Source organism: uncultured Mycobacterium sp. (assembly GCF_964249325.1).
Lineage (GTDB): Bacteria > Actinomycetota > Actinomycetes > Mycobacteriales > Mycobacteriaceae > Mycobacterium.
In genome coordinates, this window is record NZ_CAXUCH010000020.1 from 1 (window position 1) to 14,769 (window position 14,769).

Here is a 14,769-nt window from a genome sequence, read left to right on the forward strand (position 1 = left end):
GGTGAATTGGCAGACGTCGGTGTAGCCGTCGCGGAACAGCTCCCGGCAGCCGGTCAGGTACTTCATGTAGCGCTGGTAGATCTGTTCACCTTGCAGGGCGACGGCTTTTTCTTGGTGGGCTTCCAATTGCTTTGCCCAGGTGTCCAAGGTCCGCACGTAGTTCGACCCGATCCGGTGGTGACGGGTGATGGTGAAGCCGGCCGCGGTGGCGTAATCGTCGACGATCGAGATCATCGGCAACCGGCCGCCGGGGAAGATCTCGGTCAAGATGAAGTTGATGAACCGCATCAGCGACATCGTCACCGGTAGGTTGCGCTGCTTGGCCTCTTCTTCGCTGGGCACCACGATCGTGTGCAGCAGCATGACGCCGTCGTCAGGCAGCACGTTGTAGCACATCTTGAAGAAATCGGTGTAGCGGTCGAAGCGGCCAAGGCCGTCGGCGAAGTGCTCGAACGCACCCAACGAAACGATGCGGTCCACCGGTTCGTCGAACTGCTCCCAACCCTGCAGCCGCACCTCTTTGCGCCGCGGACTGTCCATTTCGGCGAACTTCTGCTTGTTGTGCGCCAGCTGGTTCTCCGAGAGCGTCAACCCGATCACATTGACGTCGTACTTTTCGATCGCCCGGCGCATGGTCGACCCCCAGCCACAACCGATGTCGAGCAGCGTCATCCCGGGCTGCAGACCCAGCTTGCCCAGCGCCAGGTCGATCTTGGCGCGCTGCGCTTCCTCCAGCGTCATGTCGTCGCGCTCGAAATACGCGCAGCTATACGTCATCGACGGGTCAAGCCACAGCCGGAAGAATTCGTTCGACCGGTCATAGTGCGACCGGATGTGCTCCACATTCGGCTTCAGCTCGGTGTTGCCCACCTGTTTCGCGGCATGCGTCATAGCCGCCGACCTTAATACGTCGCATCGGAATGCTGCAATCGCCTGGCGCCGAATGGTCCCGCTTATCCATCAGAGCGCCAACCCAACACAGCGGCTCATATCAGTGAAGGCGGCGTCGGCGTCGTAATAGGTGCTCTTTCTCGCGTCAGCACGTTGTACCCGGTTTAGCCTTGCTCAGTCTGGCTTTGGGTCCTGGGTTGTACGGATGGCCGTCCGGGCAAGGAACGAAGCAGGTCGACGTAGCCCAAATCACGGCCGGGCTCATACCCGGTCGGCGAGCGCGGTGGCGAGATCGTCAGCGACGGAACATGGCTCACCGGCGCAAGCCTGAGCAGGTGGTACTGACGACTTGGACGAACCGCGGTGTTGGGCATGAGCATGACGCCTAGGCCTAGGTCACCGATCTCAAGACACTGATCGTCATCACCATCTGCGCCTTTGGTCAAACGGCCGCGGGCTCATGGACTTTGGGCTGTCACCAGAGATTCGCCAACTGTTTACCCCGTGCTCGCCGAGGCTTCTTTCTCCGGTCGGCAGCGGAGTTCGGTGTTGGCCAGCGCGGAGATCGATCTATCCATGCGTGCTGCACGTCGGCAGACCACAATCGCTGCTTGGGACACTCGCTAAGGGCGTGGATCCCGAGAACCGCAGAGCGTTTCCACCCGGCGGCAACCGCGCCCGGTCGACAGCGTTACGCACATGCTGAGCGATCTCAACGAGACAGCAGCCAGCCGTGCCCCGATAATGGAGAGCAGTTGCCCTACACCGGACGAAGCCGTATGACAAGCGAGAGCGACCTGGCGTGGCTGCTGGCCGACGAAATCGTGGACCAAGTCCCAGCCGACGACAGGACTGCCGTGTATATCGAGTTAGGCATCGGGGATGATTGCCAGGCAATTACCCGGCTCCTGCAACTCGCTGTGCGCGAAGAGCTTTCACTTCCGGCCGGCCTGGTATCTGAGGTGGCGAGCTGGGCGGACATATATGCCGGCAACGTCGATGAGCCATCGATCCGCGACCTACTAAGTCGGGTGCAACGCCGATAATCCCGGACGCAGCCAGACCGTCCTGGCGGACTTCTACAGCCGACGGCTACGTGGCAGCGGTGTCGTCGGACGGGCGGCAAGTGTGTCGCAGCTGCTGATCGGTGCAGGCGCCTGCACGCGGGAGTATCTCAGCGCGATCGACCAGACCCGCCCATCGCTCACCGAGGCCATGCTCACCGAATTCTTCGACGACATCGAGCAACACACTCGGCTCTGACGCGACAGCAGATCACCACGGAGGCGGCGCGGCGCCTCAGCCGAAACCCCAGGTCGACTGGCCCAACCTCGGCTTCTGGCGATCTTAGGGTGGATGAGGCCGAAAATGTGCTGCCAGAATAGGTTCCGCATCGGTGCCCTCGGTGAGAGCCAGACACGGGGCACTGAATTCGCACCTCTGACAGTGGCGGTCGAACGTCGGATAGATCGCCGGCTCGTTGCACATGTCGATTGCCTCGGCGGCGATCAGCGTGCCGACCGCGCCGATCTCGGCGCGGCTTCGGCGAATGCGGGTTCGTCGCAGCGGCCCCGCGGCGAACTGCTGGACGCGGCTCGATGCGTCGGGTCGCGATGTGCGCGCAGACAACCGCCTGTGTTGCGGGATTGACCGGCCACCACCGCTGCCCTCGCTTTGGCGGACCCGATATGCCGCGCCGCGATTCGGCGAAGGCAGGTCGAGCGGACCGCTGAGACGTACCTCGTTGTGGATGGTCCCCGAGATCTCCATACCTAAGTACTCCTGCTCCCAGGCCCAACATTGCGCGACGGCCTCTTCATCGCGGATCAACATCTCCGCGTCCTGCCATTCGTCGACGATCCGATGGCAAACCACCCAGTATTCGTCTGCAGCATCGACGGCGAGCAGCTCGATCCGGCAGGCGTAGATCACCGCCGATCGGTCCGTGGTTTGCAACCCCCGTTCGGGCTCGCGCGGATCCGGTAGCAGCCCCTGGACGTCGTGTTCAACCTTCACCGGGGCGAAGTCGTCGATCGTGCTCGCCCACGCGTCGTAGGTGTCGAGCAGCGCCGTCGCGGCCTGGAGCCTGTGCGCCGCCTTTGCGTCGTCCAGAGAACGTTTGGCGGCTTTATGTACCAGTGATTGCTTCAATTCGTGTGGCCAGTCCCAGGTGCCCGGGTAGTAGTAGACGGCCAGCGCATCTTTGAGGGCGGACGGCAAGGCCGAACCGGTGACTTGCACGGGCTCGAGACCACGGCGGTGCGGTGAGGCGAAATCCCATTGCCGGCGACACCGTTTGAATCTGGCGCGGTCGTCTGGACTGATCCGGTACTCCACGGTGCGGCCCGTCGGTCAGTGAAAGTGGGGCCAGGGTTCGTCGACCGGCCAGCGACACCGATCCGTGTGAGAAGCCATCGACTCGAGCTCGGCGAGGAGGTCGTCGAAGAATGCCTCCAGCTGTTCTCGATCGTCCACCGGCCATGCCGCGGAGAACGACATCCACGCGTCGGGCTCGGGCTTCGCCGATGGCCGTAAATCAGTGGTCTCATTGTCGAAGGGCACGATGCGCCAGTCGTATTCGTCGGCGCGTCGCTCGAGATAAACGACGTCATCGCGACCGGGGCGTGCCGCCTCGATCGAGGCGAACAGCTCGTCACGCTTCATAGTGCGCCCCGCCGGTTCAGGATAGCTCTGCGGCGTCGCCGCACAAAACTTTCCGCTGCGTATGGAAAGTTCGGGTTCGGTTTGGGCCGGTTGGCCGGGGGTACTCGCCACTGGTGATCCGCAGTGCAGCGTGTACGCGGTGGATCATTAGGAGGAATCATGGAAGACACCACACATGGCGACCACGTGTCGGAGGAGCCGCAGTCTGAACGCGGCGAAACTGGATCGCGCGACACCGGTTCGGAGCCGAGTGGTGGACCTACCGACCGGCCGGAGGGGGCGGTCCCACAAGAATCGGTCCCCTCGCACGGTGGCAGTGAGGAAGCCCAGTTAGGCGGCACCGGGACCCTGCCTCCCCAGGCAAGCGAACCAGCCGTGCCGCCCTATGAGGGACGCCAGACGAGCGCTAAGCCAACCGGTGAGGAGGGTGCCGAAGGGGGTGTCAAACCCGTTGAGTCGTCGTCATACAAGGCCCCCGCGCCGGGGAGTACCGAAGGCGGTGCGACGGCATCACCCGGCGATCACCAACCCGCGGCGGAGCAACCCGAGACCGACCTAGACGACGACCGGGTCGGCCCGGCGCACATCACAGGCACCACTCGCGGCGAGGACCAGCTCTAAGCGGCACCCTCGCTCGACCGGGGCCGCCGACACCGGAACCTTCCGGCAGCACGGCGTTCCGGCGCTGAGACTCGTCTCGCTTGGACCAGACGACGGTGCAATTCGCCAGCCCGAGCGTTGTTGCCAGATCGCGATTATGTTAGTCACGCGTCGAGCTCCGATATCGGCGCGAATATTGCCCATATCCGCGAAGGCAATACGAGGCGACGGTTTTCGGGTCAGTACGTTAATTGCCCAGATGCAAATCGCTTGCATCACAACTAGATGCAAGTGATTGGCAGGACGGTGGCGGCGGGCTTGCCTGCGCCCGAAAGATGACCGCTGCGATCGAGCGCTCAGACTACCCTGCGGCTTACCAGAATTGGCGGAAAACGAGAAGCCTCCGAAACGTGGCCCGATTTGCTGGCAGACCGTTGACAACGCAAGTTTGTGCGAGTAGACCCGGAAATTAGCGCCGCGTAAGCGGGCCGACGGTCGACTCCGGCGGTGTTAGGGACCCCAGCCCGGCCCCGGAAAGCTGCGGTATGCCAACGGAAGCAGCAGTCAAAGCAGAAGAAACCCTGATCCATGTGCTGTGGATCAACGCGGGGCTCAGTTGCGACGGTGATTCGGTGGCGTTGACTGCCGCCACCCAGCCCAGCGTCGAAGAGATCGCACTCGGTGCGCTTCCCGGGTTGCCGAAGATCGCCGTGCACTGGCCGCTAATCGACTTCGAATGTGGGCCAAACGGTGGGGCGGACGACTTCCTCGAGTGGTTCTTCAAGGCCGACCGTGGTGAGCTCGAACCGTTCGTCTTGGTCGTCGAGGGCTCGATTCCTAACGAGCAGATCAAGGACGAAGGGTATTGGTGCGGGTTCGGAAACAACCCGGCCACCGGGCAGCCGATGACCACCAGTGAGTGGCTGGATCGACTCACGCCCAAGGCGACCGCGGTGGTCGCGGTCGGGACCTGCGCCACCTACGGCGGCATCCACGCGATGGCCGGTAACCCGACCGGCGCCATGGGTGTGCCTGACTATCTGGGCTGGGACTGGAAGAGCAAGGCGGGAATCCCGATCGTCTGCGTTCCAGGTTGCCCCATCCACCCGGACAACCTCGCGGAAACGCTGACCTACCTGCTCTACATGGCCACCGGGCAGGCACCCATGATTCCGCTCGACGACGCGCTTCGCCCGAAGTGGCTCTTCGGCGCCACCGTACACGAAGGCTGTGACCGCGCCGGCTATTACGAGCAGGGCGATTTCGCCACCGAGTACGGATCGCAAAAATGCATTGTGAAGCTTGGTTGTTGGGGCCCGGTCGTCAAATGCAACGTGCCCAAGCGCGGTTGGATCAACGGTATCGGCGGTTGCCCCAACGTCGGTGGGATCTGCATTGGATGCACCATGCCGGGGTTCCCGGACAAGTTCATGCCGTTCATGGATGAGCCGCCGGGAGGCAAGGTCTCGACCACCGCATCGGGGTTGTACGGCTCGGTGATCCGCAATCTGCGCGGCATTACCGGCCGCACTGTCGACAAAGAGCCGCGCTGGCGGCGCAAGGGCACAGAACTGACCACGGGCGCCCGCCGCACCTGGTAGGCCGGGCGCACAGACTCACCTCAAGAGAGAGAAGTTCGATGACAACGATCATTCCCGAGCCGTCCCAGGCCAAGCGCGAACCCGGCCAGCTGGTCGAGATGGCGTGGGACCCGATCACCCGGATCGTGGGCAGCCTCGGCATCTACACCAAGATCGACTTCGACAACAAAGAAGTGGTGGAATGCCACTCCACATCGTCGATCTTCCGCGGCTACTCGTTGTTCATGAAGGGCAAGGATCCCCGCGACGCGCACTTCATCACGAGCCGCATCTGCGGGATCTGCGGTGACAACCACGCCACCTGTTCGTGCTACACGCAGAACATGGCCTACGGCGTGCAGCCGCCGCATCTTGCCGAGTGGATCGTCAACCTCGGCGAAGCTGCGGAATACATGTTCGACCACAACATCTTCCAAGAGAACCTGGTCGGAGTGGACTTCTGCGAGAAGATGGTCGCCGAGACCAATCCCAGTGTGCTGGCGACAGCCGAGAACACCCCGGCGCCGCACGCCGACATGCACGGGTACAAAACGATCGCCGATATCATGCGCTCGCTCAACCCGTTTTCCGGCGAGTTCTACCGCGAGGCATTGCAAACCAGCCGGTACACCCGGGAAATGTTTTGCCTCATGGAGGGCAGGCACGTCCATCCGTCCACGCTGTACCCCGGTGGTGTCGGCACCACCGCCACCGTTCAGTTGATGACCGACTACATGACTCGACTGATGCGCTACGTCGAGTTCATGAAGAAGGTTGTGCCCATGCACGACGACCTGTTCGACTTCTTCTACGAGGCGATACCCGGCTACGAGAAGGTCGGCCTGCGCCGCACGCTGCTGGGCTGCTGGGGCTCTTTCCAGGACCCCGAGTACTGCAACTTTTCCTACAAGGACATCGAGTCCTGGGGCCGCAAGATGTTCGTCACACCCGGTGTGGTCGTCGACGGCAAGCTGGTCACCACGTCGCTGGTCGATATCAACCTGGGCATCCGGATCCTTTTGGGCAGTTCGTATTACGACGACTGGACCGACCAGGAGATGTTCGTCAAGACCGATCCACTCGGAAATCCGGTCGACCGCCGGCACCCGTGGAACCAGCACACCAACCCGCATCCGCAGAAGCGGGACATGGACGGCGGCAAGTACAGCTGGGTGATGTCGCCGCGCTGGTTCGACGGCAAGGATCACCTGGCGCTGGACACCGGCGGGGGGCCACTGGCCCGGCTGTGGGCGACCGCGCTGGCCGGACTGGTGGATATCGGCTATGTCAAGTCCACCGGTCACAGCGTGCAGATCAACCTGCCCAAGACCGCGCTGAAGGGCCCGGTCGAACTGGAATGGAAGATTCCGCAGCACGGGTCCAACACGATCGAGCGCGACCGGGCGCGCACCTACTTCCAGGCTTACGCGGCGGCCTGCGCGTTGCACTTCGCCGAGAAGGCGCTCGCCGAGATCCGGGCCGGGCGCACCAAGACCTGGGAGAAGTTCACGGTGCCCGACGAAGCCATCGGCTGCGGCTTCACGGAGGCGGTCCGCGGAGTTCTGTCGCACCACATGGTGATTCGCGACGGCAAGATCGCCAACTATCACCCGTATCCGCCGACGCCGTGGAACGCCAATCCGCGGGATGTCTACGGCACGCCGGGACCCTACGAGGACGCGGTGCAGGGCCAGCCGATCTTCGAGGAGAACGACCGGGAGCATTTCAAGGGCATCGACATCATGCGCACCGTGCGCAGCTTCGACCCGTGCCTGCCCTGTGGCGTGCACATGTACCTGGGCAAGGGCAAGACACTGGAGCGGCTGCACTCGCCGACGCAAACGGCTACCGGGGAGTGATGCATGGAAGATCGCCCCGAGGAGCTCGAGGGGGAAGCGCGATGGCGCACGGCGGGCGATCGTATCCAGACACTGCTGGACGCCACCGCGGCGGGCGGGGCCGCCGCGCGTGAGCGCGCCGAGCAGCTGGTCCGCGAGGTAGTCGAGCTCTACGGCGCCGGTTTGACGCGGATCGTGGACATGCTCGACGATCCGCCGCTTGTCGATCGATTGGCGACCGACGACCTGGTGGCCAGCCTGCTGCTGGTGCACGGTTTGCACCCGCACGACGTCGAGCGCCGGGTCTGCGATGCATTGGACCGGGTGCGGCCGTATCTGGGTTCGCACGGCGGCGACGTGCATCTGCTCGACGTCGTCGGCGACACCGTTCGATTGCAATTCTCCGGAAGCTGTAAGAGCTGCCCATCGTCGGCGGTGACGCTGGAATTGGCCGTCGAGGACGCGGTGCGTGCTGCTGCGCCGGAGATTGCGTCGATCGAAGTCGTTGCGGGCGAATCCGATTCGGTGGCAGGTGTTATTCCCGCGGAATCGTTGCTGGCGAAGGTCCACGCGGACGGGGCAGCGCCGACGGCGTGGCACCAGGTGCCCGACTTAGCCGAACTGGCGCCGGGTGAAGTCGGTGGGTTCGCCCTCGGCGACGTCACCGTGCTGGCGTGCCGGGTGGGGGATCAGCTATACGCCTACCGCGACCACTGCCCGGTGTGCGCCGGATCGCTGGCCGGCGCGGCGCTGCACCGTTCGGCCGGCACCGGTGAGCCGGTGCTGCGCTGTCCGCGATGCCGCAGCCATTTCGACGTCGTGCATGCGGGCGCCGGGCTGGACGATCCAGCCACACACCTGGATCCGATCCCGCTGCTGGTCCGCGACGGAGTGCTGTCACTGGCGGTGCCTGTCGAAGCGATGGGTGCACCGGCATGACGCGCCGGCGACGATGCAGAGCGCGGGGGTCCCCAGCCTGCGAGGGGACGATGAGGAGGAGCGGCGCAATATGACCAGCCCCTACGACGTCCTGTCCCGCATCACCAGCAGCCGGCGCACACCCGAGCCCGTGGGCCAGCGATGCGAAATGTGCTCTGAATCCATCGCCGACACGCACCAGCACGTCGTGAATTTGGCTGGCCGCCAGCTGATGTGCGTGTGCCGCGGATGTTATCTGTTGTTCACCGACCAGGAAGCAGAGCTGAAATACCGCGCAGTGCCAGATCGCTACCTGGCCTTCCCGGACTTCAAGTTGGACCGCCGCGCCTGGGAGGCACTGCAGATCCCGGTCGGAGTGGCGTTCTTCTTCCGCAACTCGACGCTGGATCGCACTGTCGCCTTTTATCCCGGACCGGCAGGCGCAACCGAATCCGAACTCGACCTCGACGCTTGGACCGCCATCAGTGCCGCCGAACCCCGCGTCGGCCTGCTTGCCGACGACGTCGAAGCGCTGCTGGTGCGCGTGCCCGAGATCGGTGAACCGATGTGCTATCTGGTGCCGATCGATGCCTGCTACGAGTTCGTCGGCAACCTGCGGCAAGTGTGGCGCGGCTTCGACGGCGGACAGGAAGCCCGCGAGTTCATCGACGACTTCTTCGCCACCCTCGTCGCGCGCAGTGTGGAGCGACGACCTTGACCGACGTCGCATTCGAAGTCATCGACGTGGCCCCGGAAACCTACGCCGTCACACCCACGCTCACCGCGCGGGTCGGCATTACGGCACCCGACGACGAACCGGTGCATGCCGTCGCCTTACGTTGTCAGGTCCGCATCGAACCATTGCGACGCAGCTATTCCGACAGCGAGGCCGGCGGGCTCACCGATTTGTTCGGGCCACGGGAACGCTGGGCAACCACACAGCGCACCTTCCTGTGGCAGCACTGCGCGGCGATGGTGCCGGGATTCACTGGGGCCACGGAGGTGGCGCTTGGGCTGCCGTGCACCTACGACTTCGAGATTGCGTCGGCCAAATACTTTCACGCATTGGGTGACGGTGCGGTCCCACTGCAGTTCCTTTTCAGCGGAACAGTATTCATGGCGGGAGAGCACGGCTTTTCGGTGCGGCACGTGCCGTGGGATTGCGAGGACCGCTATGACATGCCGGTTGCGGTGTGGCGGGATCTGATCCGCCAGCACTACCCGAACAGCGGATGGGTGCGGTTGTCTCACGACACGGTGTCGGCCCTGGCCGCCTATAAGTCGGCGCAAGGTTTCCTGGATCTCGACGACGCGGTGTCAGCGTTGCTGGCCGGGGCTCGCGAGGAGGTTCCATGACCGCGAACTGGGACCGCGCCCGCAGCGTCGCCGACGCCGTGCTTTATGAAGGCTATTTGCTCTATCCCTACCGCGCGACATCCGGCAAGAACCAATCCCGTTGGCAATTCGGAGTTCTGGGTCCTCGCGGTGCGGCTGCCGCGGGGATCGGCGAAGACGACGCCATGTCGGCGCAATTTCTGGTCGAGAATGCGGATGCGATCAAACTGGTGCTGCGCTTTCTGCAACTGCAGCATCGCGGCGCTGAGCGCGACATGGGTGGGGGGCGTTACCAACCCGTCGACGAGCTGACGACGGCGGCGGGGTCGTGGCTTTCCTGGGACGAGGCGGTGGAATGTGAGTTGAGTTTTGGTCCTTTCGAGTTGGCCGAGCCGCCAGGGTTGTGGACGCTGCCGGTGACCGTGGCGGCGGGAACCGACATCGAAGCGATCGGCGGCGGCCGGCTGGTGCGCACCAGGCAGGAAATCCGTGCGTCGCTCACCGTCGGTAGCGAATATGAGGATGGCCTGGACCGTGTCAGCGTCACCGTGCAGAACACCGGCGCACCGGCGGCAGACAAAGACGAGGCGATCGCCAGATCTCTGATCGGCACCCATGTCATTGCTGAGGCTGTTGGCGGCGAGTTTGTTTCGCTGCTGGAGCCGCCCGAACGTGCAGCCGCCGCGGTGGCGCGCTGTGAACAGCACCGGTGCTTCCCGGTGCTGGCGGGCCCGCCCGGTGAAAACCATCTTCTGCTGATCTCGCCCATCATTCTCTACGACCATCCCGAAGTCTCCGAGCAGAGCCAAACCGCGCTCTATGACGCCACCGAGATCGACGAGATCCTCACCTTGCGGGTGATGACCATGACCGAGGAGGAGAAAGCGCAGGCGCGCGCCACCGATCCGCTGGCTGCCCAGATCATCGACCGCTGCGATGCGATGTCGCCGGAGGAGATGCAGCGCCTGCACGGTGTGCTGCGCGGTCCGAACCCTGCTACCACCGAGACGCGGCTCATCCCAGAGATACCCGAGGGCGTCGAGTGGTGGGATCCCTTGGCGGACAATGCTGTACGCCCGGAAATTGACGCCGTTTTGGTTAACGGCGTGCGGGTGGCGCGGGGCAGCAGGGTACGTCTGCATCCGGGGCGTCGCGCCGACGCACAAGACCTCTTCTTCGCCGGCAGGATCGCTCGCGTGACCTCGGTGCACGAGGATGTCGACGGCAACCAGCACGTCGGCGTCGTCGTCGAGGAGGATCCTGCGGCGGATTTGCATGACTGGTATGGCCGGTATCTGTACTTCTCGCCCGATGAAGTCGAACCGCTGGATTCGCAACACATTGAAGAAAGGAACACGACATGGAGATAGTCGGTTGGGTCGCCATTGCGATCGTGGCGCTTGTTGTTTTGGCGGGGCTGGTGATGGGACTCATCTCTCTTCCGGACGCGCGTCGCTACCTCAAGATTCGGCACATGTAGGGGCCATCGGCCTCGCCTCGTGTATCGCTGGCGCGTCTAGGATGAATTCAACGGGAGCGTTAGTCCGTGACGAACAGAACGGTGTGATCCCGACGTGTGTTAATGGGTGGATGAACGGGAGCGGCAGGGAGTTCCAGCTGCCCGGTTCCCCGGTGCGACAAGCCGCTTGGCGGTCAACATGACCGGCACGTTGCTGCGCTCGGAAACCGTTCGGCAGCGGTTCACTGTGACCGGTGTGGTCCAAGGCGTCGGATTTCGTCCCTTCGTCCACCGGATCGCCACCGAGTTGCGCCTCGCCGGGTTCGTCGGAAACGACTCGGGCGCAGTCTTCGTCGAGGCCGAGGGACCGCGCCCCAGCTTGGCCGAATTCAGTCGCCGCTTGTGTGCCGACGCACCGCCGCTGGCAAACATCGACAACGTCGAAGTGGTCGACATCGAAGCCGGGGACGACAGTGGTTTCCGCATCGTCGAGAGCCACATGGTCCCCGGGACCACGACGCCGATTCCACCCGATATCGCGGTGTGCGACGACTGTGTCGCCGAACTGTTCGACCCCGCCGACCGCCGCTACCGGCATCCGTTTATCACCTGCACCAACTGCGGGCCGCGGTTCACCATCATCCGAGCGTTGCCGTACGACCGCCCGGCCACCACGATGTCGGTGTTCGGCATGTGTGCGCGCTGCGCCGTCGAATACCACGACCCGGCCAACCGGCGATTCCATGCCCAGCCGATCGCCTGCCCGGACTGCGGTCCCTCGCTGTGGTTCCGGCAAGGTAGCGGACGGGTCGACGGATCCGATGCCTCGCTGGGCGCCACCCAGCAGGCACTGGCCGCCGGTGCCGTCGTCGCGATCAAGGGGATCGGCGGGTATCACCTGGCCTGCGCCGTCGACGACGAGTCGGTGGTCGCCGGGCTGCGAACGCGAAAGGCACGAGGCGCCAAGCCGTTTGCCATGCTGGTGCGCGACCCCGACGTCGCCCGCCGGTACGCGCGAATCGACGACACCGAGGCCGCGATCCTGTCCAGCCCGGCGCGCCCGATCGTGTTACTGCGGCGACGCCCCAACGCGCCGGTCGCCGACGCGGTCGCCCCCGGCAGCCCGCTGCTGGGGCTGATGTTGCCATACTCGCCGATCCATCACCTGCTGCTCGCCCCGGTCCCTGGTGCGGACGCACCAGTGCCGGATGCGCTGGTGCTCACCAGCGCCAACCGCTCCGACGAACCGATCTGCTTCACCGAAGACGACGCAGTGCAACGACTGCCGCCACTCTGCGATGCGGTGCTTGACCACAACCGGCCGATCCATGTGCCCTGCGACGACTCGGTAGTGCGTGTTGTCGACGGCCGCGAACTGCCGATCCGCCGATCCCGCGGCTATGCGCCGCTACCCGTCGACATCGGCCGCGAAGGGCCGGCGGTTCTGGCCGTAGGCGGCGAACTGAAGAACACCTTCTGCCTCACCGACGGCTCGCGCGCGTTCATGTCCGGGCACATCGGCGACATGGCCACCCTGGAGACGTTGCGGGCGTTCGAGCGCGCGGTCGGCCAGCTCAGCGAAATCCGCGGAGAGCCAGCACGGTTGGTCGCCGACCTGCATCCGGGGTATCAGACCCGCAGCTGGGCCGAGCGCCACGCCGGTGAGCGCCCGCTGGATCTGGTCCAGCACCACCATGCCCATGTCGTGTCGCTACTGGCCGAACACGGCCGGCTCGGCGAACCGCTCGTCGGTGTTTCCTTCGACGGCACCGGCTACGGCAGTGACGCAACGATTTGGGGCGGCGAAATTCTCGCCGTGGGCGCCGACAGCCACCGCTATACGCGGGTCGCGCACCTGCTGCCTGTGCCGCTGCCCGGCGGCGATGCCGCGGTGCGCAACCCCTGGCGGATGGCGCTGTCTCAGCTGCGGACGGCCGGCATCGACTGGACCCGCGACCTTGCCCCGGTCACCGCGGCCACGGCTGCCGAACTTCGGCTTACCCGTTCGCAATTGGACAGCGGTGTGGGTTGTGTGCCGTGTTCGAGCATGGGCAGGCTGTTCGATGCGGTCGCCTCGCTGCTGGGTGTGCGGCACCGGATCGACTACGAGGCGCAGGCCGCCATCGAACTCGAGGTGCTGGCCGAAACCGCCAGCGAGCCAGTGCCGCAGTTGCGGTTCGATGTGCTGTCCGATGGGGTGATCGACCCGACCGGGATGGTGCGTGCGATGGTGTCGGCCCTGCGCGCCGGGGCAAAACCGGAGGCGTTGGCGGCGGGCTTCCACGAGGCGGTCGCGGTCGCCGTCGCGGAGGTGGTCGGTCTGGTCGCGGGTCACGTGCGCTTGGTCGGCCTCACGGGTGGGGTGTTTCAGAACGTGCTGCTGCTGACGGCGTGCCGGCAGCGGCTGCAGAAGGCGGGATTCGAGGTGCTGACCCACCACACGGTTCCGCCGAACGACGGCGGGCTCGCACTCGGTCAGGCCGCGGTCTCCGTAATGGCGGCGCTGGACCGGCAGACCGACACAGATCTGATCAGCGATGCGCGGAATGCAACGGTGCTTCGTGACGGCAAGTTCAGAGATAAAAGGATTGTGCGGCAATGACTACCACTGCGATTGACCGCGGGCTGGGCGCCGACTTGACGGCCGATCTGGCCGCTACCGCGTTCACCTTGGCCAAACGGTTCGCGGCCGGGGCCACCATGTGGTCCATCGCGCCCGGCTGGGAGCCGCACGCCCTGCATATCGCAGTCGAGTTCATCCACCCGGTAATCGTCGGCAAGCGGGCACTCCCGGCAGTGGCGATCACCGGTCCCGATGTCGTCGACGTGGTACGGGTGTCGGTGCGCCCTGGCGACATCGTCGTCGCGGTATCCAGCGCCCACGATCCTGCAGTCCGCTCGGTGATGCACCGATGCCCGGCATGGGGCGCCACCACCGTCTGGATCGGCAGCGGAGAGCGGCCCCCGGCCGGCATGGCCGACCATGTGCTCTGGCTTGACGACCCCGATCCGCGCGTTCCCGCGACCGGAGGCTTCGTGCTGTTCTACCACCTCCTGTGGGAGCTCACCCATGTCTGCTTCGAGCATCCGGGGTTGCTGAAACAGGAAGGCGCCGACGACGTCTGCGTCACCTGCAGCGACGAGGGCCGCCTCGGCGAAGTGCTGGCCCCGTCGGCGGAAGGTTTGGCCCAAGTGCGCACCGCCAAGGGGATCGAGACCGTTGCCACCACGCTGGTCGAGCCGGTCGCTGTCGGCGATCTGGTGCTCGTCCACGCCGGGACTGCGATCAGCAGGGCTGATGAGGACGGGCAATGAGCGAAGAACCCACCAACTTCCTGTACCCGTTCATCGACGCCCAGGAGAACGACTCGAAGTCGCTGCTGGCCGACCTGACCGCGTCGGCGCGCGCCAAGGCGGCCGAAAGCCTCGCGCTGCGCCGCTCCACGCTGGAGGAAAACGCCGAACTGCTGACCACTGCAGCCAC

15 protein-coding genes and 1 pseudogene (1 of these 16 only partly in view) are annotated in these 14,769 nt (G+C 64.8%); 13 read left to right on the plus strand and 3 right to left on the minus strand.

Annotated elements, in window-relative coordinates; translation table 11 throughout:
- Window positions 1-891 (minus strand): cyclopropane mycolic acid synthase family methyltransferase (locus tag ACFE99_RS04655; protein WP_375482870.1); only part of this gene is annotated, 891 nt, incomplete at its 3' end.
- Window positions 892-1,670: 779 nt separating this feature from the next.
- Here ACFE99_RS04655 and ACFE99_RS04660 point away from each other — a divergent pair.
- Window positions 1,671-1,937 (plus strand): tryptophanase, encoded by a 267-nt coding sequence (locus tag ACFE99_RS04660; RefSeq protein WP_375482872.1) that lies wholly within the window; start codon window positions 1,671-1,673, stop codon window positions 1,935-1,937.
- 82 nt (window positions 1,938-2,019) lie between these two features.
- Window positions 2,020-2,154 (plus strand): hypothetical protein, encoded by a 135-nt coding sequence (locus ACFE99_RS04665; protein ID WP_375482874.1) that lies wholly within the window; start codon window positions 2,020-2,022, stop codon window positions 2,152-2,154.
- A gap of 84 nt (window positions 2,155-2,238) precedes the next feature.
- Here the strand turns inward: ACFE99_RS04665 and ACFE99_RS04670 are convergent, their stop codons facing one another.
- Complete coding sequence (locus ACFE99_RS04670) at window positions 2,239-3,132, minus strand: hypothetical protein (RefSeq protein WP_375482876.1); 894 nt, start codon at window positions 3,130-3,132, stop codon at window positions 2,239-2,241.
- Window positions 3,133-3,243: 111 nt separating this feature from the next.
- Complete coding sequence (locus ACFE99_RS04675; protein ID WP_375482878.1) at window positions 3,244-3,555, minus strand: hypothetical protein; 312 nt, start codon at window positions 3,553-3,555, stop codon at window positions 3,244-3,246.
- A 159-nt stretch (window positions 3,556-3,714) separates the two neighbouring features.
- On the opposite strand from ACFE99_RS04675, the gene ACFE99_RS04680 reads away from it, so the two are divergent.
- From ACFE99_RS04680 to ACFE99_RS04730, 11 genes and pseudogenes are all read left to right on the plus strand, one after another.
- Window positions 3,715-4,176, plus strand: coding sequence for a hypothetical protein (locus tag ACFE99_RS04680; RefSeq protein WP_375482880.1), 462 nt, complete (start codon window positions 3,715-3,717; stop codon window positions 4,174-4,176).
- A gap of 524 nt (window positions 4,177-4,700) precedes the next feature.
- Window positions 4,701-5,756, plus strand: a complete 1,056-nt coding sequence (locus tag ACFE99_RS04685) for a hydrogenase expression protein HypE (RefSeq protein WP_375482882.1) — start codon at window positions 4,701-4,703, stop codon at window positions 5,754-5,756.
- A 38-nt stretch (window positions 5,757-5,794) separates the two neighbouring features.
- Window positions 5,795-7,594 carry a nickel-dependent hydrogenase large subunit gene (locus ACFE99_RS04690; protein WP_375482884.1) on the plus strand — a complete coding sequence of 600 codons (1,800 nt, stop codon included), beginning with the start codon at window positions 5,795-5,797 and terminating at the stop codon, window positions 7,592-7,594.
- Between the two features lie 3 nt (window positions 7,595-7,597).
- A complete protein-coding gene (locus ACFE99_RS04695; RefSeq protein WP_375482886.1) occupies window positions 7,598-8,512 on the plus strand; it encodes a NifU family protein in 915 nt (304 codons plus the stop codon).
- Between the two features lie 70 nt (window positions 8,513-8,582).
- The gene (locus ACFE99_RS04700; RefSeq protein ID WP_375482888.1) at window positions 8,583-9,209 is read left to right on the plus strand and encodes a DUF5947 family protein; all 627 of its coding nucleotides are present in this window, start codon (window positions 8,583-8,585) and stop codon (window positions 9,207-9,209) included.
- Entirely contained in the window at window positions 9,206-9,847 is a 642-nt protein-coding gene (locus tag ACFE99_RS04705; protein WP_375482890.1) for a DUF6084 family protein, read from the plus strand. Before ACFE99_RS04700 ends, ACFE99_RS04705 begins: the two co-directional genes overlap by 4 nt.
- Window positions 9,844-11,196: a hypothetical protein gene (locus tag ACFE99_RS04710; RefSeq protein ID WP_375482892.1), complete on the plus strand. Its 1,353-nt coding sequence runs from the start codon at window positions 9,844-9,846 to the stop codon at window positions 11,194-11,196. Before ACFE99_RS04705 ends, ACFE99_RS04710 begins: the two co-directional genes overlap by 4 nt.
- Complete coding sequence (locus tag ACFE99_RS04715) at window positions 11,187-11,306, plus strand: DUF6893 family small protein (RefSeq protein WP_375482894.1); 120 nt, start codon at window positions 11,187-11,189, stop codon at window positions 11,304-11,306. The genes ACFE99_RS04710 and ACFE99_RS04715 overlap by 10 nt, the downstream gene beginning before the upstream one ends.
- Window positions 11,307-11,484: 178 nt before the next feature.
- The gene (gene hypF, locus ACFE99_RS04720; RefSeq protein ID WP_375482933.1) at window positions 11,485-13,887 is read left to right on the plus strand and encodes a carbamoyltransferase HypF; all 2,403 of its coding nucleotides are present in this window, start codon (window positions 11,485-11,487) and stop codon (window positions 13,885-13,887) included.
- A complete protein-coding gene (locus tag ACFE99_RS04725) occupies window positions 13,884-14,600 on the plus strand; it encodes a HypC/HybG/HupF family hydrogenase formation chaperone (protein WP_375482896.1) in 717 nt (238 codons plus the stop codon). The genes hypF and ACFE99_RS04725 overlap by 4 nt, the downstream gene beginning before the upstream one ends.
- Window positions 14,597-14,769 (plus strand): annotated as a pseudogene (locus ACFE99_RS04730) (SIS domain-containing protein); it runs 504 nt beyond the window's last position. Before ACFE99_RS04725 ends, ACFE99_RS04730 begins: the two are co-directional and overlap by 4 nt.